The 20,327-nt window shown below is 69.1% G+C and carries 16 protein-coding genes; 8 read left to right on the plus strand and 8 right to left on the minus strand.

What is annotated here, in order from left to right; all coding sequences use genetic code 11:
• Window positions 1–18 precede the first annotated feature (18 nt).
• Window positions 19–1,314 (minus strand): citrate synthase, encoded by a 1,296-nt coding sequence (locus GGD82_RS13615; protein WP_150062784.1) that lies wholly within the window; start codon window positions 1,312–1,314, stop codon window positions 19–21.
• A gap of 204 nt (window positions 1,315–1,518) precedes the next feature.
• Entirely contained in the window at window positions 1,519–2,922 is a 1,404-nt protein-coding gene (gene gltX, locus GGD82_RS13620) for a glutamate--tRNA ligase (protein ID WP_150062785.1), read from the minus strand.
• 173 nt (window positions 2,923–3,095) lie between these two features.
• On the opposite strand from gltX, the gene GGD82_RS13625 reads away from it, so the two are divergent.
• Window positions 3,096–5,279, plus strand: coding sequence for a ComEC/Rec2 family competence protein (locus GGD82_RS13625; protein WP_170284322.1), 2,184 nt, complete (start codon window positions 3,096–3,098; stop codon window positions 5,277–5,279).
• Between the two features lie 453 nt (window positions 5,280–5,732).
• Here GGD82_RS13625 and pufA read toward each other — a convergent pair whose 3' ends face one another.
• The 3 genes from pufA to GGD82_RS13640 form a co-directional block, all read right to left on the minus strand.
• Window positions 5,733–5,894, minus strand: a complete 162-nt coding sequence (gene pufA, locus GGD82_RS13630) for a light-harvesting protein (protein ID WP_150062787.1) — start codon at window positions 5,892–5,894, stop codon at window positions 5,733–5,735.
• Between the two features lie 76 nt (window positions 5,895–5,970).
• Entirely contained in the window at window positions 5,971–6,150 is a 180-nt protein-coding gene (gene pufB, locus GGD82_RS13635) for a light-harvesting antenna LH1, beta subunit (RefSeq protein WP_150062788.1), read from the minus strand.
• A 628-nt stretch (window positions 6,151–6,778) separates the two neighbouring features.
• Entirely contained in the window at window positions 6,779–7,309 is a 531-nt protein-coding gene (locus tag GGD82_RS13640) for a DUF1178 family protein (RefSeq protein ID WP_150062854.1), read from the minus strand.
• Between the two features lie 225 nt (window positions 7,310–7,534).
• On the opposite strand from GGD82_RS13640, the gene cysK reads away from it, so the two are divergent.
• The 3 genes from cysK (at window position 7,535) to bluB (ending at window position 9,705) form a co-directional block, all read left to right on the plus strand.
• Entirely contained in the window at window positions 7,535–8,515 is a 981-nt protein-coding gene (cysK, locus tag GGD82_RS13645; RefSeq protein WP_150062789.1) for a cysteine synthase A, read from the plus strand.
• Between the two features lie 232 nt (window positions 8,516–8,747).
• Window positions 8,748–8,873 (plus strand): type B 50S ribosomal protein L36, encoded by a 126-nt coding sequence (gene ykgO / locus GGD82_RS13650; RefSeq protein WP_150062790.1) that lies wholly within the window; start codon window positions 8,748–8,750, stop codon window positions 8,871–8,873.
• 208 nt (window positions 8,874–9,081) lie between these two features.
• Window positions 9,082–9,705, plus strand: coding sequence for a 5,6-dimethylbenzimidazole synthase (bluB, locus tag GGD82_RS13655; RefSeq protein WP_150062791.1), 624 nt, complete (start codon window positions 9,082–9,084; stop codon window positions 9,703–9,705).
• A gap of 36 nt (window positions 9,706–9,741) precedes the next feature.
• On the opposite strand, the gene GGD82_RS13660 is transcribed toward bluB, so the two are convergent.
• Window positions 9,742–10,923 (minus strand): asparaginase, encoded by a 1,182-nt coding sequence (locus tag GGD82_RS13660; protein ID WP_170284323.1) that lies wholly within the window; start codon window positions 10,921–10,923, stop codon window positions 9,742–9,744.
• A gap of 254 nt (window positions 10,924–11,177) precedes the next feature.
• Here GGD82_RS13660 and GGD82_RS13665 point away from each other — a divergent pair, with 254 nt between their 5' ends.
• The gene (locus GGD82_RS13665) at window positions 11,178–12,110 is read left to right on the plus strand and encodes a DMT family transporter (protein WP_170284324.1); all 933 of its coding nucleotides are present in this window, start codon (window positions 11,178–11,180) and stop codon (window positions 12,108–12,110) included.
• A 4-nt stretch (window positions 12,111–12,114) separates the two neighbouring features.
• Here GGD82_RS13665 and GGD82_RS13670 read toward each other — a convergent pair whose 3' ends face one another.
• Together GGD82_RS13670 and GGD82_RS13675 are read right to left on the minus strand one after the other, a co-directional pair.
• Window positions 12,115–12,744 carry a DUF1013 domain-containing protein gene (locus GGD82_RS13670; protein ID WP_150062794.1) on the minus strand — a complete coding sequence of 210 codons (630 nt, stop codon included), beginning with the start codon at window positions 12,742–12,744 and terminating at the stop codon, window positions 12,115–12,117.
• A gap of 198 nt (window positions 12,745–12,942) precedes the next feature.
• Window positions 12,943–13,971 carry an NAD(P)H-quinone oxidoreductase gene (locus GGD82_RS13675; RefSeq protein ID WP_150062795.1) on the minus strand — a complete coding sequence of 343 codons (1,029 nt, stop codon included), beginning with the start codon at window positions 13,969–13,971 and terminating at the stop codon, window positions 12,943–12,945.
• Between the two features lie 301 nt (window positions 13,972–14,272).
• Between GGD82_RS13675 and GGD82_RS13680 the strand changes: the two genes are divergently transcribed.
• From GGD82_RS13680 to GGD82_RS13690, 3 genes are all read left to right on the plus strand, one after another.
• Window positions 14,273–16,000, plus strand: coding sequence for a peptidase domain-containing ABC transporter (locus tag GGD82_RS13680; RefSeq protein WP_150062796.1), 1,728 nt, complete (start codon window positions 14,273–14,275; stop codon window positions 15,998–16,000).
• Window positions 15,997–18,264 carry a peptidase domain-containing ABC transporter gene (locus GGD82_RS13685; RefSeq protein ID WP_184013284.1) on the plus strand — a complete coding sequence of 756 codons (2,268 nt, stop codon included), beginning with the start codon at window positions 15,997–15,999 and terminating at the stop codon, window positions 18,262–18,264. Before GGD82_RS13680 ends, GGD82_RS13685 begins: the two co-directional genes overlap by 4 nt.
• Before the next feature lie 66 nt (window positions 18,265–18,330).
• A complete protein-coding gene (locus GGD82_RS13690; RefSeq protein ID WP_150062797.1) occupies window positions 18,331–19,698 on the plus strand; it encodes an HlyD family type I secretion periplasmic adaptor subunit in 1,368 nt (455 codons plus the stop codon).
• Window positions 19,699–20,327 lie beyond the last annotated feature (629 nt).

The following is a 20,327-nucleotide window of genomic DNA, read 5'->3' on the forward strand; positions in this document are numbered from 1 at the left end:
CCCGGGATCGCGCGGCGGTCAGCGCTTGTCGAACGGCACGAACTCGCGCTGAGTGGAACCGGTGAACAGCTGACGCGGACGCCCGATCTTCTGCGCCGGATCGGTGATCATCTCGTTCCACTGCGCCACCCAACCCGTGGTGCGGGCGATGGCGAAGATGGCGGTGAACATCGAGGTCGGGATGCCCATCGCACGGAAGATGATGCCGGAGTAGAAGTCGACATTCGGGTACAGCTTCTTCTCGATGAAGTAGTCGTCCTCAAGCGCGATCTTCTCCAGCTCCATCGCCACGTCGAGGAGCGGATCCTTCACGCCAAGCTCTTCCAGAACTTCGTGGCAGGTCTGCGCCATGATCTTCGCGCGCGGGTCATAGTTCTTGTAAACCCGGTGACCGAAGCCCATCAGGCGGAACGGATCATCCTTGTCCTTGGCGCGCTTCACACACTCATTGACGCGATCGACGGACCCGATCTCGGTCAGCATGTTCAGCACCGCCTCGTTGGCGCCGCCGTGCGCCGGTCCCCACAGCGACGCGATGCCGGCCGCGATGCAGGCGAACGGGTTGGCACCGGACGAGCCGGTCAGGCGGACGGTCGAGGTCGAGGCGTTCTGCTCGTGGTCGGCGTGCAGGATCAGGATCCGATCCATGGCCTTGGCCAGCACCGGGTTGACCTTGTACTCCTCGCAGGGGACCGCAAACATCATCTGAAGCAGATCGCTGGCATAGCGCAGATCGTTGCGCGGATACGTCAGCGGCTGGCCGACCGAGTACTTGTACGCCCAGGCACCAATGGTCGGAATCTTCGCGATCAGCCGATGCGAGGCGATCATGCGGTGGTGCGGGTTCGTAATGTCGATGCTGTCGTGGTAGAACGCCGCCATGCCACCGACCACGCCGCACATCACGGCCATCGGGTGGGCGTCGCGGCGGAAGCCTTCGAGGAACTTGTGGATCTGCTCATGCACCATGGTGTGCATGGTGATGGCGTTTTCGAACGTCTGGAATTGCTCGCGGTTGGGCAACTCGCCGTTCAGCAGCAGGTAGGACACTTCCAGGAAGGTGCAGTTCTGCGCCAAGTCCTGGATCGGGTAGCCCCGGTGCAGCAGGACTCCTTGATCGCCATCAATGTAGGTGACGGCGGACTCGCAACTGCCCGTCGACGTGTAGCCCGGGTCGTACGTGAACATACCGGTCTCCGCATAGAACTTCCGGATGTCCACAACGCTGGGGCCGGTGGTGCCGTCCAGGATCGGGAAATCGTAGGCCTTGCCGGTCCGGTTGTCGGTCACGGTGACGGTGTTGTTCTGCGTCATGTGATCTCGTCCTTCCCATTTTGAGCGAAGGTCCGCGCCCCCCTCATCCTTCGGCGCGACACAGTCTTGCGCGGCGGCGCGGGCCACCGCTGACTGTCGGCCGCCCGGCCGCGGACACGAACATTTGTTGCCGCCTTCTTAGAACGTTTCTGGTCTGGGCGATACGGTTTTTGTCGCTCTACCGACCGTGCGTTGCATTCCCCCTCAGGCGTCAGCCGCGAGGCGCAAACAATCATCCAGGCGGGCCAGAGTCTCGGCGCGCCCGAGGATCTCCATCACCTCGAAAATCGGTGGTGATACCGTGGTACCAGTCAGGGCGGCGCGCAAGGGCTGAGCCACCTTACCCAGCTTCAGACCGGTCTCCTCGGCGGCCGCGCGGGCGTCCGCCTCCAGGCTGTCGCGGCTCCAGGGCTCCACCGCCGCCAGCCGGTCGCGCAAGCGGGCAACCGTCGCCGCGCCGTCGCCCGTCACCTGCTTCAGCGCCTTGTCGTCCAACGCCAGCGGACGCGGCCGCACATAGAACGCGGCGCTATCGGCCAAGTCTATGAGGGTCTTGGCCCGCTCCTTGAGCCCGGCCATGCCCGCCATCAAGCGCCGCTGGCCTTCCTCGTTCACGGTCTGGCCGAGCCGCCCGGCGATCAGATCCACCAGCCGCGCGTCATCCGCCTGCCGCAGATAATGCCCGTTCAGGCTGGTCAGCTTGACCATGTCGAAGCGGGCCGCGGCCTTGCCGACCGCAGCGATGTCGAACCACGCCACCGCCTGGGCGTCGCTGATGATCTCGTCGTCACCGTGGCCCCAGCCGAGCCGCAGCAGATAGTTTCGCATCGCCTCGGGCAGGTAGCCCATGTCGCGGTAGGCGTCCGTGCCCAGCGCCCCGTGGCGCTTGGACAGCTTGGCGCCGTCCGGGCCGTGAATCAGCGGAATGTGGGCAAACGTCGGTGGCTCCCACCCGATCAGTCGGTAGAGCTGCGACTGACGGAAGGCGTTCGTCAGGTGGTCGTCACCGCGCACGACATGCGTCACGCCCATGTCGTGATCGTCCACCACAACCGACAACATATACGTCGGCGTGCCGTCGGAGCGCAGCAGGATCATATCGTCGAGCTGGTCGTTGGCGACCGTCACCCGGCCCTGGACCTGATCCTCGATCACCGTCTCGCCGTCGCGCGGCGCCTTCATGCGGATGACCGGCTTCACCCCTTCGGGGGCCTCCGCCGGGTCGCGGTCGCGCCAGCGGCCGTCATAGCGCATGGGCTGGCCGGCGGCCTTTTGCGCCTCGCGCATCGCGGCCAGTTCCTCTTGCGAGGCATAGCAGCGGTACGCCTTGCCCTCGGCGAGCAGGGCATGAACGACCTCGGCGTGGCGCGGCGCCCGCGTGAACTGGAACACCGGCTCCTCGTCCCAGTCCAGGCCCAGCCAGCGCAGCCCCTCGAAGATCGCGTCGACCGCTTCCGGCGTGGACCGCAGGCGGTCGGTGTCCTCGATACGGAGCAGGAAGCGGCCGCCGTGATGGCGTGCGTAAAGCCAGTTGAACAGCGCGGTGCGGGCACCGCCAATGTGCAGAAACCCCGTCGGCGACGGAGCAAATCGGGTGACGACGGTCATGAAGCCTCGGCGTCTGAGCGACGATGAAATAGAATACAACGAATCCGATGCGCCGTCCGCACAGGCGCGCCCAAGGGCTGCGCACGGGGACCGGGCGGCGGGTTTCTGTACCATACCCCGACGCCGGACGCAGCAGTCTGGGCACACACCAGCGACCGGCGGGGAGAGCGGGCATGGAGGGCGGGCGACCACGACGCACCCCGACGCCGGCCCGCACCGCGCCGAATCCCCTTCCCTGGGATGTGGATTGGGCGGCCCCTGCCCGCTGGCTCACCGGCACGCTGGAGGCGGAACGGACGCGGCTGCCGCTGTGGCTTCCCGTGGCCTTGGGCGTTGGCATCGCGCTGTATTTCGCTCTGCCGGAGGAACCGCCCCGATGGATTGGCGCCGCGCTGGCCGGCGGGGTTCTGGTGCTGACGCTGCTGGCACGCCGGGCGGTCTGGATCACCGCGCTACTGCTCACCCTGGGCGCCGCCACGGTCGGGTTCGTTGCGGCCCAGGAGCGGGCCTACGCCGTCGCCGCGCCGGTGCTGGCCGCGCGACTCGGGCCAGTCGCGGTGTCCGGCCGGGTCGTGGAGATCGAGGCCCGCGCCAACGGCGGGCACAGGGTCACGCTGGAGGCCGTCGCCCTCGCCGGGGTCGCGCCCGAGGGGACACCGGCCCGCGTGCGCGTCACCGCAACCCGGGGCACGGCGCCACCGGCCGGCGCCTGGGTCACCGTGCGCGCGATCCTGTCCCCGCCGCCGCGGCCGGCGACGCCCGGGGCGTTCCAGTTTCCACGCCGGGCGTGGTTCGAGCGGCTGGGCGCGGTCGGATTTACGGTCGGCGGCTGGGATGCCCTGGAACGGGCCCCGCCCGACTCCTGGCGGGACCGGCTCGCGGCCCACGTGCAGCAGGCCCGCCAGACAGTCGCGGCGCGCTTCCGCGCCGGGCTGCCGGGCGAGACCGGGGCGTTGGCCGCCGCGTTGGCCACCGGGGACCGGGGCGGCGTACCAGAGCCGATCCTGGAGTCGTTTCGTGCCTCCGGCCTGGCGCACCTGCTGGCCATCTCGGGCCTGCACATGTCCATGATCGCCGCCCTCCTGTTCGTCGGGGGCCGGGCGGGGCTGGCCCTGATCCCCGCGCTGGCCGCGCGCTGGGACCTCAAGATCCCCTGTGCCGTGCTGGCGCTGGCGGGCACCACCGTCTACCTGCTGTTGTCCGGCGCCAACGTGCCGGCGCAACGCGCGTTTCTGATGACCGCGCTCGTGCTGGTGGCGGTGCTGCTGCGCCGGACAGCGATCTCGCCGCGCACGGTGGCCTGGGCGGCGGTCGCGGTGCTGGTCACACAGCCGCAGGCCCTGCTGGGGCCGAGCTTTCAGATGTCGTTTGCCGCCGTCCTCGCCCTGGTCGCGACCTGGGAGGCCGCCGGCCCGCGCCTGAGGACCGTCCGATACGGGCGAGAGGGGGCGCCGGGACTTCGCCTGATGCGGGGCGCGGGCCTGTATCTGGGCGGCGTGCTGCTGACGAGTCTGGTGGCCGGGTTTGCCACGCTGCCGTTTGCGGCGGTGCACTTCAACCGCGTGGCCGTGTTCGGGCTGGCCGCGAATCTGCTGGCGGTGCCCGTAATGGGCCTGTGGGTCATGCCGGGGCTGCTTGCGGCGCTCGTGCTGGTGCCGTTCGGCCTGGAAGGCTTGGTGCTGGCGCCGCTGGGCTGGGGCCTGGAGGCCATCGCCGCCGTGGCCGGGTGGGTCGCCGGCTGGCCCGGCGCGACGCCCCGAGTCCCGGCCGCCCCCGCCTGGGGACTCGTCGCGCTGGTCGCGGGCGGGCTGTGGCTCTGCCTGTGGCGGCGGCCGTGGCGGCTGTTCGGCGTGGTGGGCCTCACGGCCGGACTCGTCAGCCCCTGGACCCACCCGCTGCCGGACCTGCTGATCGACGAGACCGCCGCCGTGCTGGGGGTGCGGGCGGCGGACGGCGGCCTGATTCTCTCCCCGGGCCGCGCCAACGGATTCGCCCGGGACCTATGGGTGGACCGGTGGGGTGGCGCCAGCCGCGAATCGTGGCCCGAACCGGGCGGGACCACTGCCGACTCTGGCCTGCGCTGCGACCCACGCGGCTGCATCCTGGCGCGCGGTGGGGTCCTGGTCGCGCTGGCCTGGCACCGGGCCGCCCTTGCGGAGGATTGCGGGCGGGTGGATGTGGTGGTCTCACCATTGCCGATCGCCACGCGGTGCGTCGGACCGCGCGCCATTCTCGACCGGCGCGCCCTGGCGGCGCAGGGCCCGCAGGCCCTCTGGCTGGACGGTGGCGCTGTGCGCATCGAGACCGTGGCGGAGACGGAGGGGCGCCGGCTGTGGACGGGTGTCGCACCCCCCTGACATCCGCCGGACTCAAGGCGGCCCCGTTACGAGGGAAAGACCGCCGTGCCCCCTCACGAGCCGGTTCCATAAAGCGCGGGACCGTGAACACCAGCCTGCGGTGCGGGCAACGCACAGCAGGCTGGCGGCCGACCGGCTGTCGCGCCTCATGGCGCGAAAACGCGGCGGCGATGCGTCTGTCTCATCGCCGCTTGGCATAAGAGCTGGGCCACCGCTCAATGGGGCGCCGGCGCGGAGGCGCGCTCCTCCTCCGGCGTCGGCACACAAAAAAAGCGCCTCGCAACGCGGGCGCTCCAAACAGAGATATCGCTCGGTGCGAAAACCGCGACCGAGCGATATCATCAGTTGGCTTCGGTGACCCGAAACCATTGGCATACCGAGTGTGTGAAGTCAGCCTCCCCACAGTCCGGTCCCGGCGTAACACCGCGACCGAAGCACCCGGTAAAAGCCAGATCAGCCCATCCAGGCGGTCGCGTAAGCGGACGAGCCGAACAGGATCGCCAGATGGATCACAATGCCCAGCACGAACATCGCGATGAAGGTGGCCACGAGGCCTTCCTTCGGCGACACGATCTGCCAGAAGCGCCAGTCTTCATTGAAGAAATTCGGGAGCATCAGCTTTCTCCACGGTTTAGTAGTGTGATGTCTAGGTCAGGATTCGGTACCAAATAGTTCGGAGGATCCGAAGCTATTAGGAGGCCGCCGGATACCAGGGCATCCACGCCCAAACCAGGAAGTGAGCCAGCAGGCAGATCGCGAAGAAGATCTGGCCGCCACGCTGGAACATGGCGTGGAAAGCCTTCGCCTCGTCGTCGGTCAGGCCGGTACGGTTCAGGTTCTTGTAGCTCGTCACGGCAGGTGCATCAGCCATTTGATTTCCCCTCAGCAAAGATGGATCCTACAATCCGATCTGGATCGCGGTGAATGACAACGCCAGCCTGGTGTCATCATCCATCGCGCGGCTTTCCTTGTCGGGCCCCAAATGCCGCCGTCAGGGACAGCGGAACCGGAGGCCCGGGATCACCGTGCGATCCCCACAACCCGAGTGCTGTTTTCACACATTGCCTTGGGAGTGTCAACCTTGGTTTTCACATGCCCTGTCAGAAGACATTGACACCCCGAGACGACACAGGGAACGAGACAGAGCACGCCCCCAACCGGCCATGAAATCCAGGCCTCACGCCCGCCCCGCAGCCGCGCCGCCGACCTGCATTACCAAAGTTTAATGCGGCGGAAGGCCGCACGTTAGAGCGTCCACGCCACGATCAGGGTGTTCAGGGTTATGGAAAGCCGCTGACGCCCCTCCCTCGGCGCCGATCCGCAACCGGCCCGGCCTGGGACGACAGCACGAGACGCGGTCCACTGTCTTTCCTCCTCCGGACTCAGCCACGTCCTGCACCTCTCAGCGACCGGCGACGCGATTGACCTCGCGCCGCCGGTTTTCGCTGTGGCTCCGGTGTCATGGGGCGGTCAGGAGTCCGCGGGACTCCGGCGGAGGATCAGGCGTTCGTGCGCCGCACCCAGGGCACAAAGCCGAACTCGATGCCCTCGTCGCGCAGGGACTCCGCCTCCTCCGAGGTCGCCTGTCCCCGAATGCCACGCGAATCGCTCTCGCCGTAGTGGATACGGCGGGCCTCCTCCGCGAAGCGATCGCCCACATCCTCGCAGCTGCGCTCCACAAAGGACCGCAGGGTCCGCACGGCCTCGGCCATCGCCTCTGGGGTCGCCGTGGGCGTTTGGCCGTGCGCCGTATGAGGCGCCGCATCGGGCCCCGGGCCCGCCGCGGCCGCAGCATCGGACGCCGGCGCGTCCCCGGCCGCCCCAGGCCCCTGGTCCGTCGGGCCAGACACGTCGCGCGCGCCATGATGCCGGCCCAGGCGCGGCGCCATGATGGCCTTCCCGACCCGCGCGGATTCACACACCGGGCACCGCACCACTCCGGCCTCGGCCTGCCGGTCAAAGGTCGCCGCGTCCCGGAACCACGCCTCGAACTCGTGGCCACCGTCACAGCGCAGGGCATACAGAATCATCACGACCCCATGGGTTCCGCATCGGACCGGCCCCAGCCCGCGACACGCGGGGGACCCGGCCATCGAGACTAACACAGGCGCCCTCGTTTCGCAGGACGCGGCCGAGATTCCAAGCCACTTCGGGCCGGGCGCGTCGTTTTGCCATTGCAGTCGGGCGCCCGGTGTCTAAATACGGAAAACAAACGCATTGAAATATGTTTCACATAAAAAGGAGGGACTTTACCAATGGCTACGGCTCCGACGCCCGGCGCAGGCACCACCACCCCCTTCCGCGGCCGCGTCTACGACAGCATCACCGAGACCGTCGGCGCCACCCCGCTGGTTCGGCTGCGGCGTTTCGGCGAGGCCCACGGTGCGAAGGCGGACATCCTGGGCAAGTGCGAGTTCTTCAACCCCCTCGCCTCGGTCAAGGACCGCATCGGCGTCTCGATGATCGAGGCCGCCGAGGCCGACGGCCGCATCGCTCCCGGCGCCACGCTGGTCGAGCCGACCTCGGGCAACACCGGCATCGCGCTCGCGTTCGTCTGCGCCGCCAAGGGCTACCGCCTGATCCTCACCATGCCGGAAAGCATGTCGGTCGAGCGCCGCAAGATGCTCAAGCTGTTGGGCGCCGAGCTGGACCTGACGCCCCCGGAAAAGGGCATGAACGGCGCCGTCACCCGCGCCCAGGAGCTGGTCGACACGATTCCCGGGGCGATCATGCTCCAGCAGTTCGAGAATCCCGCCAACCCGGCGGTCCACCGGTCCACCACGGCGGAAGAGATCTGGACCGATACGGACGGTGCGGTCGACGCGGTGGTGTCGGGCATCGGCACCGGCGGCACCATCACGGGCGTCGGCGAGGTCCTGAAGGCCCGCAAGCCGGGCGTCCGGGTGATTGCCGTCGAACCCGAGGACAGCCCGCTGCTGTCCGGCGGCAAGCCCGGCCCGCACAAGATTCAGGGCATCGGCGCGAACTTCATCCCGGGCATCCTGAACACCGGCGTATATGACGAGGTGATCGGCATCGGCAACGAGACCGCCTTCGCCACCGCCCGCGAGGCCGCGAAGCTGGAGGGCCTGCCGGTCGGCATCTCGTCCGGCGCCGCGCTGGCGGCGGCCGTCGAGGTCGCCAAGCGCGACAGCATGGCCGGCAAGCAGATCGTGGTCATCCTGCCGTCGTTCGCCGAACGCTATCTGTCCACGCCGCTGTTCGACGGCGTGTGACGCGACCAGACCAGGCCGGGCGGTCGGAGCCCGACCGGGCACGACGGGGGGTGTGGTGATCGGCGCCGCGCCCCCCGTTCGGTTCGGCACCCGAGGCCGCGCCCGCGATTCCAGCGTTGACGGACGGCGGGCGCGTCCGTATGGTGCGCGCTCTCAATTTCGGGGACCGGCCTGCGCTGGCCCCTCGTTTTTCTATGACGGCTCGGTCCGTATTGCCTTCGAGGACAGGTCCATGCGTGTGCGCAATTCGTTGAAGTCGGCCAAGACCCGCGACAAGAACTGCCGCGTCGTGCGGCGGAAGGGTCGAGTCTACGTCATCAACAAGCAGAACCCCCGTTTCAAGGCGCGCCAGGGCTGAGGGCGCGGCGGCGCTCCGCGCCGCCGGCCTCCACGCTACCGAGCCGCCCCGTTTCGGGACGCCTTAGTTCCCAAACGACCGAAAAAGGGACCGCATGCGGTCCTTTTTTTGTTGTGCCTGGCTTTTGCCGTGTCCGCACATCGGCGCGTCCGGTCCACGGGCCCAGGAGCCCCATGTCCGGGCACGCCGTGCCCAGGAGTCCCGTGTCATGCGGTTCAGCGCCTCGGATTCGGACGTTCTGCACCAGATCCTGCGGTGGCGGCGGGATGTCCGCCACTTCCACCCCGATCCGATTCCACCCGATGTTCTCGCCCGCCTGAAAGAGGCGATGGACTGCGCGCCCTCGGTCGGCAACGCCCGCCCCTGGCGCGTGGTGCAGGTCGAGTCCCCGGCGCTGCGCGACGCGGTGCGGGCGGAGTTCGAACGCTGCCGGGCGCGGGCCGGGGCGCTGTACACGGGGGAGCAACGGCACGCCTATGACCAGTTGAAACTGGCCGGTCTGGACCGCGCGCCGCTGCAACTCGCCGTGTTCTGCCATGCCGACCCCGCGGCCGGGCATGGACTCGGCCGCCAGACTCAGCCCGAAACGCTGATGCAGTCCACGGCCATGGCCATCCACACACTGTGGCTGGCCGCGCGGGTCGAGAACATCGGCCTGGGCATGGTGTCGATCGTGGAGCCGCAGACCCTGGAGCGGCTGTTCGGCGTCGCGCCGCCGTGGCACTTCGCCGCCTACCTCTGCCTGGGCTATCCCGAGACGCACGACGACCGGCCCCTGCTCGACCGCACCGGTTGGCAGGCCAACGCCGCGACCGACTGGACCGTCGTGTAGGGGGGGCGCGGCGGCGCCCCGTCCGTCCCGGCCGCGCTACTCCTCCTCCCAATCCTCGTCCCACGGGTCGATGCGGTCGGCCTCCGGGTCATCGTCCCCCCCGTCCTCATCGAGCGGGACCACGGGAAACACGCGCCCGGCCACGATGCCGGCAGCATTGGTCACGGCTGGCTGGAACACGTCGGCCAGCGCCGCCCGCTCCTCCGCCGACAGCTCCCCCAGCGTCTCCAGCACCAGCCCCAGCGCCACCTCGGCGGCGCGACGGTCGCCGTCGTCGATCTTCAGCGCCACGCCCAGGCCGCGCTCCGGCAGCATGGCCGCCGCGTTGCCCTCCGCGCCCCGTTTCACGAGAATCCGGCCGCGCGTCACCTGCATGACCCGGGTGTCGCACCAGCCTGGGCCGGCGATCAACTCCGGATGCGCCACCATGGCCGCCCGCAGGCGCTCCGCGGCCGCCCGGCGCGCCGGCGCCAGCCCGGACGGATCCGCCAGCCGGGCCATGCCCAGCGCCACCGCCCACAACGGCAGCGCCACCGAGGGAATGCCGCAGCCCTCCAGCCCACAGGGCGCGGCGGCAGCGTCCAGGCCCATCAGGTCCGACACCGCCGCCATGGCCGCGCGCTGTACCGGATGATGCGCGTGGATGTAGCCGCGCGTCGGCACCCCCAGCGCCTGCGCCAGACGCAGAAAACCGGTGTGCTGGCCGGCGCAGTTGTGGTGCGCCGCGCCCGGCGTCTGCCCCGCCCGCGCCAAAGCGCGCGCCGCTTCGGCCTCGGTGGGCCAGTCCAGGTCGCCACACTCCAGATCGGCTTCGGACAGGCCCATGTCCGCCAGCCATGCCCGAATCCGGTCCACATGCTCGGGCCGGCCGATGTGCGAGGCCGCATGCAGGGCGATCCGCTCCGGCGTCAGGTCGGGCGCGTCGGGCAGCGCCTCCAGAAGCGGCAGCGCCTGCATCGGCTTCAGGGCGGAGCGGGCGAACACCGGCCGCTCCACATCGCCCCAGACCAGCCGGGCCGTGCCCTCGGCATCCAGCACCACGGCGGCGCCCCGGTGCTGGTTCTCCACGGTCTCGCCCCGGGTGACGGCCACAAGAACCGGATTGTCGGGAAAGGCGACCGTTCCGGCGGTTTCGGGGTCGCCAGATGCGGTATCGTCAAACGCGGTGTCGGGAGCGTGGGGCCCGGTCTCCGGATCGACGGGCGGGGTGGAGGTCATGGGAATGATCCTGCGGCGGTGAACGACAACGATGCGGAATCCTCGCAGGGCCGGACGGTCCGGACAAGCCCTACCCATAGGGCCTCATGGCGCACACGCCCCCGGCTTCACACATCGCGCCCGCCGGACGCACGCGAAGGAAGAGACAGGGGCGGGATGATCCGATAAAGTCGGCAGCCGCTCCCCGTTCCTCTGGCGCCGCACCGACGTCTCTGGATCGCCGCCGCCGCCGCTCCCCCTGGTCGAAACACTGCATGCCGGTGCCCCTGTTGTCGTCCGAAACGCTGTCCGGAAACGCCCGTGGCGGCCTGCTGATGCTGTGCTCCGCGTTCTTCTTTTCCGTGATGGGCGCGCTGATCAAGGACCTGGGCCAGTCCCTGCCGACCGTGGAGCTGCTGGTGTTCCGGTCCGGCATCCAGGCGCTCGTCCTGCTGCCGATGGCCCTGCTCGCGCTGCGCGACGACCCCGGCGCGCTGCGGACACGACGGCCCGTCTTGCATGCGGTCCGCCTTGGGCTCGGCGCCTTGGCGCTGCTCGGCGGGTTCTACGCCCTGACCCACCTGCCGCTGGCGACGGCGATGGCGATCAGCTTCTCGCGCGCGCTGTTCCTGACTCTGCTGGCGGTCCTGGTGCTGCGCGAGAGCGTCGGCCCGCACCGCTGGGGCGCCGTGGTGGTCGGGTTCGTCGGTGTGCTGGTGATTCTGCGCCCTTGGCAGAGCGGGGCCATTGATCCAGCGATGCTGGCGTCGCTGCTGTCGGCGGCGGCTGTGGCGGCCATGAGCATCTGCGTGCGCCTGCTGGGCCGCACCGAGGGCACGCTGGTGATGATGCTCTATCCGGCCGTGTTCTCCACCCTGCTGTTCGCAGGCCCGGCCGCCGCGCATTGGGTCATGCCGGACGCGCGCGGCCTGATCCTTCTGGTGACCATGAGCCTGGCGGGCGGGCTGGGCCAGCTTCTGCTCATCACGGCCTATCGCCACGCCGAGCCCTCGGCCGTGGCGCCGATGAACTACACCCAGCTTCTGTGGGGAAGCCTGTTCGGATTCATGCTGTTCGCGGAGTTCCCGGACGGCGCCACCTGGGCGGGCGCCGGGCTGATCCTGACCGCGGCCCTGTACACCCTGCACCGGGAGCGCCGCCGGCGCGTGACCCTCGCGGCCGATCCCGACCGCGCGGCCGAACCGTGACGGATCAGTCCTCGTCGCGGTACGCCGGCGCCAGCGGATCCTCGTCCGTATTGCCTTCCTGGTCCAGACCCAGGTCGAGGGGCTGCGGCGCGTGGTCCGGGTTGGCATGCTTGGCACGGCTGCGCGCGATGATGATCGCCTTCTCCAGGTCGGCCTCGATGCACAGGCCCAGGATCACCGGATTGCGCGGCTTGATGTTGGCCGCGTTCCAGTGCGACCGGTCGCGGATCGACTGGATCGTCGGCTTGGTGGTGCCGAGCAGCTTGCAGATCTGCGCGTCCGTCAGTTCCGGATGGTTCTTGAGCAGCCAGGCGATGCCGTCCGGGCGATCATGGCGCTTGGACACCGGAGTGTAGCGGGCGCCCTTCTGCCGGGCCTGCGGAACCGGGTTCACGCCCTTTTGCAGCACCAGACGGGAGTCGGGGTTCTTCTGGCAGCGGTCCAGCTCAGCCTGGGTCAACTGGCCGTTGGCCAGCGGGTCGAGTCCGGTGATGCCGATGGCCACCTCGCCATCGGCGATGGCCTGGATCTCCAGTTCATGCATGCCGCAGAAGGCCGCAATCTGGTCGAAGCTCAGAGCGGTGTTCTCCACAAGCCACACGGCGGTGGCCTTGGGCATGAGCGGCAATGCCATGGGTCGATCCTCCCAGCGGATGTTCGGTTGGCAGAAGCGGCACGCGCAACCGCGCCGCCGGATCCGGTCTGGACCCGGTGGACCCTCAGTCCCCCTGCGACATGAAGTGCGTGAGCGTCCAATGCTCCGCCGTGCCCAGCAAGCCCCACGCCTTGGGAGGCGCCGCACGGACGGAGACGGTGAGCCCTATTTGGCGGGTCAGGGGGCGACGGTCAAGATAATCTTGCCGATATGGGCGCTGGATTCCATCAGGGTATGGGCGCGCGCGGCCTCGGCAAGGGGCACCGTCTCGTGGATCACCGGCCCGACCGTTCCGGCCTCCAACAGCGGCCAGACCTGCTCCCGCAAGGCGGCGGCGATGCGGCCCTTCACCGCCACCGGCTGCGGCCGCAGGGTCGAGCCGGTCAGCGTCAGCCGCTTCAGCATGACCGGCATGAAGTTCATTTCCACCGTGGAGCGCGCCAGAAAGGCGATGGAGACATGCCGCCCGTCCGGCGCCAGCACGGACACATTGCGCGGCAGATAATCGCCGCCGACCATGTCGAGGATGACGTTCACACCAGCTTTTTCGGTGGCCGCCTTGATCGCCTCCACGAAGTCCTCGGTGGAATAGTTGATGGCCAGATCGGCCCCCAGATCCCGGCAGGCGGCGCATTTTTCGTCCGTGCCGGCGGTGGTGAAGACGGTGGCCCCGAACGCCTTGGCCAACTGGATCGCCGTGGTCCCGATCCCGCTGGTGCCGCCGTGCACCAGAAAGCGCTCGCCGGCCTTCAGGGCCGCGCGCTCGAACACGTTGTGCCAGACCGTGAAGAAGGTTTCGGGCACAGCCGCCGCCTTGACCATGTCGTAGCCGGCCGGCACCGGCAGCACCTGGGGCGCGGGGGCCACGGCGTATTCGGCATAGCCACCGCCCGCCAGCAGGGCGCACACGCGATCCCCGATCGACAGCCCGCCCGTGTCACCGGACCCAAGGCCGACGATCTCGCCCGCGATCTCCAGCCCCGGCAGGTCGGAGGCCCCCTTCGGCGCCGGGTAGTGGCCGAGGCGCTGGATCACGTCCGGCCGGTTCACCCCGGCGGCGTGGACCCGGATCAACACCTCCCCCTCGCCCGGCTCCGGCACCGGCCGGGTCTTGGGAACCAGCCCCTCCGGCCCGCCGGGTGTGGCGATCTCGACGCAGGTCATGGTTTCGGGCCGGGGGGCGGCGGTGTCTCCGGTCGCGATCATGACTCGTTCCTTTTGCTCGGGGTCGCACGGAGGAATGGTGGTTCTGGCGGCGGAGCGTAGCGGCGAGAGGGATCCCCGACAAGCCCGCGCCGGCCAGCCCTCCCCAAATCCCAAGGCCGAGCCCCGGACTCGGACGCCGGAGAGCTTTCGAACACGCGTAACCCTTTTTCAAACCTCTCCACTTAGTATACCCCGGTCTGACGAGGGCGAGAGGGGCTCGACGGCGGGGCGCGTGAAGGCCGGTGCGCCCGAACCCGTCGCAGGCACACAGGGGCGGGGCAACGGGGGACAGCGAGACGTCATGACGGCACGATCCGCGCGTGCGGCCACCGCACGCACCGGGCGGTCGGCTGCGCGCGAAACACCGAGACGGTATTCCACGCTCGGCCGGGTTTTGCCCGAGTTGGCCCTCATCAGTTTCGTCATGAACCTGCTGACCCTGGCGCTGCCACTGGTGCTGCTGCAGGTCTACGACCGCATCCTGCCGAACGCCGCCCTCAGCACCTTCGCCTTGATGGTGCTGGGCGTCGGTGGCGCCCTCATCCTGGAAAGCCTGCTCAAGATGGGCCGCTCCGCCATCACCGGCTGGGTCGCCGCCCGCTTCGAGCACAACACCGGCGTCGCCGCCCTGCGGCGGCTCCTTGATGCCCCCCTTCAGGCGTTCGAGCAGGTCGGCAGCGGCATGCACCTGGAACGCCTGAACGCCCTGAACACCGTGAAGGACTTCTACGCCGGGCAGGCGCTGCTCTCGCTGCTGGATCTGCCGTTCGTCGTGATCTTCCTGGGGATCATCGGACTGCTGGGGGGATGGCTGGTCTTGGTGCCGCTGGTCCTTTTGGTGCTGTTCATCCTGATGGCCCTGTGGATCGGGGAGCGGCTGCGCCGCGCGCTGCGCGACCGCATGACCCTGGACGACCGGCGGGTCAACTTCATCATCGAGGCGCTGTCCGGTGCCCACACCCTGAAGGCCATGGCGATGGAGGCGCAGATGATGCGCCGCTATGAACGCCTTCAGGAAAGCTGCGGCGCGGCCAACCAGGCGGTGACCCGGGCCAGCGCGTCGGCGCTGGGCCTGGGCGCGTTCTTCTCGCAAATCACCATGGTCGGTACCGTGGCGGCGGGCAGTGCCATCGCGGTGAACGAAGGCATGACGACCGGTGCGCTGGCGGCCTGCACCCTGCTGTCCGGCCGCGCGCTCCAGCCGATCCAGCGGGCGCTGGGCGTCTGGACGCGGTTCCAGACCATCCAACTCGCCCGCCAGCGGCTGCACGCCGTGTTCGAGATGGAGCCGGAGGCCCCGCCCGGCCTGCCCTCCCCCGAGACGGTCGATGGCCGCCTGGAGCTGCGCGACGTCGCCTTCGCGTTCCACCCGGACAGCGCACCGATCCTGCGCGGGGTCACGATGACGGCGGCGCCCGGGGCGTGCATCGGCATCGCCGGCGGCAACGGCTCCGGCAAGACGACCCTGCTCGGCCTGATGAGCGGCGCGCTGAAGCCCGCGCACGGCACCGTAGCCCTGGACGGCACGCCGCTATCTGCCTGGTACCCCCGGGGCCTGAAGCGGCATGTCGCCTATCTGCCGCAGCAAGGCGAACTGTTCCGGGGCACCATCCTGGACAACATCACCATGTTCGACCCGGCCCGGGGCGAGGACGCCATCCGGCAGGCGGAGACACTGGGCCTGGGGCCGATCATCGCCAGCCTGCCCCTGGGCTACGACACCATGGTGGGCGATTCCGCCGGGGAGACGCTGCCGCGCGGCATCCGCCAGCGCATCGCCGTGGCGCGCGCCCTGCTGACCAACCCCCGCGTGGTGCTGTTCGACGAGGCCAACACCGCCGTGGACGGGACCGGGGATGCCGCTATCAAAGCGTGCCTCGACGAGTTGAAAGGCCGGTGCACCCTGATCCTGGTCACGCACCGGCCATCGCTGCTGGCGCTGGCGGACCGGGTCTATGACCTCGCCGACGGCACCCTGACACCGCGCGCGGCCAAGCCGGGGCAGAAGCCGGGGGAGGCGCGGCCATGACCTGCCTATCGCCCGCGCCCGGCGGCAACGGCAACGGCGCCGGCTCCAACCCCGGCCCCGACGCCCCGACCGAGACGCCGCCCGAAACGGAGACCGCCAGCGCGGCGGCGTCCGAGTGGGCCCCGCCGCCGGAGCAGGCCGGCCTGACCCGTCTGACCCAGGACTCCCTGGGTGGCTTCGTGGCGCGCAGCGATCTCGCCAACTGTCTGGTGCCCCTGTTGCAGGCGTTGAACTGGCTGGGCAACCCCCGCCATGTGGCCGAGGCCCTGCCGCACTTCGCCGAGGACCTGGACATCACCGGGCTGCGCAACACCATGGCGAACCTCAACTTCGCCAGCCGGCCCGCGCGTCTGCGCCTGAACCAGATCGACCCGCGCCTGCTGCCCTGCCTGTTCGTGCCGGATCGCGGCCCCGCCCTGGTGGTGACCGCGATCAAGGGGGTGACCGTCACCGCCTTCCACGGCGGCGCCGGGGCCACCGGCACGATGCGCAAGAGCGGCCGCGCCGGCACCGCGTATTTCTTCACGCCCCTGGACGTGGAAGAGCAGTCCCAGGCCGCCCGTCAGCAGCGCGTGGGCTGGTTCACCTTGATGGCGCGGCGGTTCCGCTCCCTGGTCGCGCGCATGCTGCTGATCACGGCGGTGCTGAACACGCTGGCCCTGGCCACCCCCCTGTTCATCATGGGGGTCTATGACAAGGTGGTCGGCGCCAAGGCCCTGGACACGTTGCTGTGGTTCGGCATTGGGGCCGGGCTCGCCATCCTGTTCGACACACTGCTGCGCGGCCTGCGGGCGCGCATGCTCGCCTACATCGGCGGCCGGCTCGACGCCATCGTCGGCAATGGCGTGTTCCAGCGCATTCTCTACCTGCCACCATCGTTCACGGAGCGCGCGACCATCGGCTCGCAGGTGGCCCGTATCAAGGACTTCGAGTCCGTGCGCGAGTTCTTCACCGGCAGCCTCGCCAACACGTTCCTCGATCTGCCGTTCGTGCTGCTGTACGTGGTCGTGATCGCCATCCTGGGCGGCTGGATCGCCGTGGTGCCGCTGATCGCCGTGGCCCTGTTCGCCGGGCTCGGCCTGCTGATGGCGCCCGTGGTGCGGTCCAACGTCACCGAATCCGCGCGGGCGGGCTCCCGCCGCCAGGAGTTCCTGGTCGAGACCACGACCAAGATGCGGGCGCTGAAGCAGGCCGGGGCGGAGGCGACGTGGTTGGCGCGCTACCGCACCATTGCGGCGCGGGCGGCGACCGCCAACTACCGCACCGCCCAGACCCAGAACCTGTTGCAGACCCTGTCCCATGTCATCGTGGTCGCCTCCGGTGTGACGGCCATGACCCTGGGCGTGGAGCAGGTCCTGGCCGGCGGGATGACGGCGGGCGCGCTGATCGCCTGCATGATCCTGGTTTGGCGCGTACTGGCCCCGTTGCAGACGGTGGCCACATCACTGTCCCGGTTCGAGCAGATCCGCGCCTCCGTCCGCCAGATCAATGCCCTGATGACGCTGGCGCTGGAGCGCGACCCGCACGTCATGATCCAGCCGCTGCGGCGGCTGCGCGGGCGCGTATCGTTCTCGCGCGTCTCGCTGCGGTACGCCCCCGGCGCCGACCCGGCGCTGGTCGGCATCAGCTTCGCCGCCGAGCCGGGCGAGGTGATCGTGATCACCGGCCCCAACGCCTCGGGCAAGTCCACCGTGCTGAAACTGATCGCCGGGCTGTACAAGCTTCAGGCGGGCGCCGTGCGGATCGACGACAAGGACATCCGCCAGATCGACCCGATCGAGCTGCGCCACGCCATCGCCTACGTGCCGCAACAAGCGACCTTCTTCTACGGCACCATCGCCCAGAACCTGCGGCTGGTGGAGCCGACGGCCAGCGACGCCGACATCCGCTGGGCGCTGTCCTGCGCCGGCGCGCTGGACGAAGTTCTCGCCCTGCCCGACGGCCTGGGCACCCGCGTCGGCGACGGCCGGGAGGAGGTGCTGACGGCCTCGCTCCGGCAGCGGCTGAACCTCGCACGCGCGTACATCAAGCGCGCGCCGATCTACCTGTTCGACGAGCCGGTCAACGGTCTCGATTTCGACAGTGATCAGGCGTTCATGGAGACGGTGCGCCGCATACGCGGGCACGCCACGGTCTTCATCATCACCCACCGCCCCAGCCATCTCGCGCTCGCCGACAAGATCATGGTGATGGAGGGCGGCTACCTGCGCATGTTCGGCCCGCCCGACGAGGTGCGCCCCCGCCTTGAAATGAACCGGATTTGATCGCCCGGCGCCCGCCGGACCCAAGATAGACTGAGGTCAGACCGAGGATCGTGGAGGATCCGCACCATGACGACCCGCACCGCCGCCGCCGGCCCCGCTGGATCCCGACCGGTCCCCACCCGGGCGCGACGGCAGGCCCGCCATCTGGCGCAATCCATCGTGCTGGAGGAGTCCGGTCCATCGGCGCTGCTCCGCGCCGCGCTTCTGTTGGTGTGCGCCCTGGTGTTCGTGTTCATCGGCTGGGCCGGGTTCACCACCGTCAAGGAGGTGGCCAAGGCCACCGGCACCGTGGTGCCGTCGCGCAGCCTTCAGATCATCCAGCACAAGGAGGGCGGTATCGTCCGCGAGGTCCTGGTGGAGAAGGGCCAGACCGTGGAGGTCGGACAGGTCCTTGCCCGCCTGGATCCGGTGGAAGCCCAATCCGACCTGGAGGCGCAGTTGACCCACTTCGTCAGCCTTCAGCTCAAGGCCGAGCGCCTGCGGGCCTTCGCCGAGAACCGGCCCCCCGACTTCACGTTCGCCGACGAACGATATCGCCCGCTGGTCGAGGACCAGCGCCGGGTTCTGGACGGTCAGCGGGCCGAGCACGAGGCCGCCCGGCAGGTCTTGCAGGACCAGCTCGACAGCACGCTGAAGGAAAACACCCTGCTGGAAAACAAGATCAGCTCGCTGGAGCGGCAACTGGTCCTGGTGGGGCAGCAGCGCGATATGCGCCGCGAGTTGATGGTGGAGGGCCTGGGATCGCGCCTCACGTTCCTGGAGGTCGAGCGGGAGATCGAGCGCCTGCACGGCGAGATCACCGAGCTGACCAACCAGCGCGAACTCAACGTCCAGCGCCGCCGGGAGCTGACCAGTCGCCTCACCCAATTGGAGGCGACCAAGCGGCGCGACGCCCTGGACGAAATGGGCGAGGTCAACGCCGAAATCAGCGAGGTGGACCAGCGCATCATGGCGGAGGCCGACCGGCTGGATCGCCTCGCGGTCACCGCGCCAACGCGCGGACTGATTCAAGACGTGAGGGTCCGCACGCCGGGCGCGGTTCTTCAACCGGGCGACGCCCTGCTGACCCTGGTGCCGATCGACGACGTGCTCATCGTGGAATCGCGCATCGAGACTCGCGATGTCGGTCATGTGCAGGTGGGGCAGCCGGTGACCGTGCGGGTCACGGCCTATGACTTCGCCCGGTATGGCTCGGTCGAGGGTGTGCTGGCCGATGTCTCACCGACGACCTTTTTCGACGAGCAGACTGGGCAGCCCTACTATCGGGGCTTCGTGGAGCTGTCGCAGAACTACGTCGGCGACCGCCCCGACGTGAACCCGATCCTGCCGGGCATGACCGTCGACGCCAGCATCATCACGGGTGAAAAGACCATCCTCGCCTACCTGCTGCGGCCCATCTACATCTCGCTCGCCCAGGCGTTCCAGGAACGCTGAGCGCGGCGACGGACGGAAAGAGAGCCGATGGCACCGCCCCGCGACACAAAAACGCCGCCCACCGCCCCCCCGGCCCCCGGGACACCCGGCCGCGCGCTGCTGCCGGAGCGGGACCGGCGCCGCGATCCCCGGTGCGAAGCCGGCATACTCGATCTTGGCAGCGTCCAGGACGCAGACGGGGACACCCCGGACGGCTGGACCCGGACCGTCACGGAGCCGGCTCGCGATACCGCCACCCCCGGCCCCAGCGCGGACGCCGCAGACTGGACGGCCGTTGTGGCGCCAGACCTCGTGGAACCCCAGGCGCCGACTCGGCCACCCGCCGACTCGACGCCGAACCCGAAGCGTTCCACCCGGTTTCCGGACGGAGAGTCCGAAGATGACGGGCTGCCCCCCGGATTCGCTAAGAAAAACTGCAAGGCTACGCCGCCACCCCTATAACGAAGGAAATAGGTCCGCGCGAGATCTGTATGACAATTTGGTCGAACAGGTTTTGCTGCCTTGAATACCAAGCGATGGCATCGATAATTCGCTTAATACACATCAGGACATCGCCGAATTTTATGTAAATTCCGGCAATACGGAATCGATAGCCCATCCCACCGGTGCCCCCCACCGCTGCCCTGCGG

This window comes from Roseospira marina (assembly GCF_014197855.1).
GTDB classification, from domain to species: domain Bacteria; phylum Pseudomonadota; class Alphaproteobacteria; order Rhodospirillales; family Rhodospirillaceae; genus Rhodospira; species Rhodospira marina.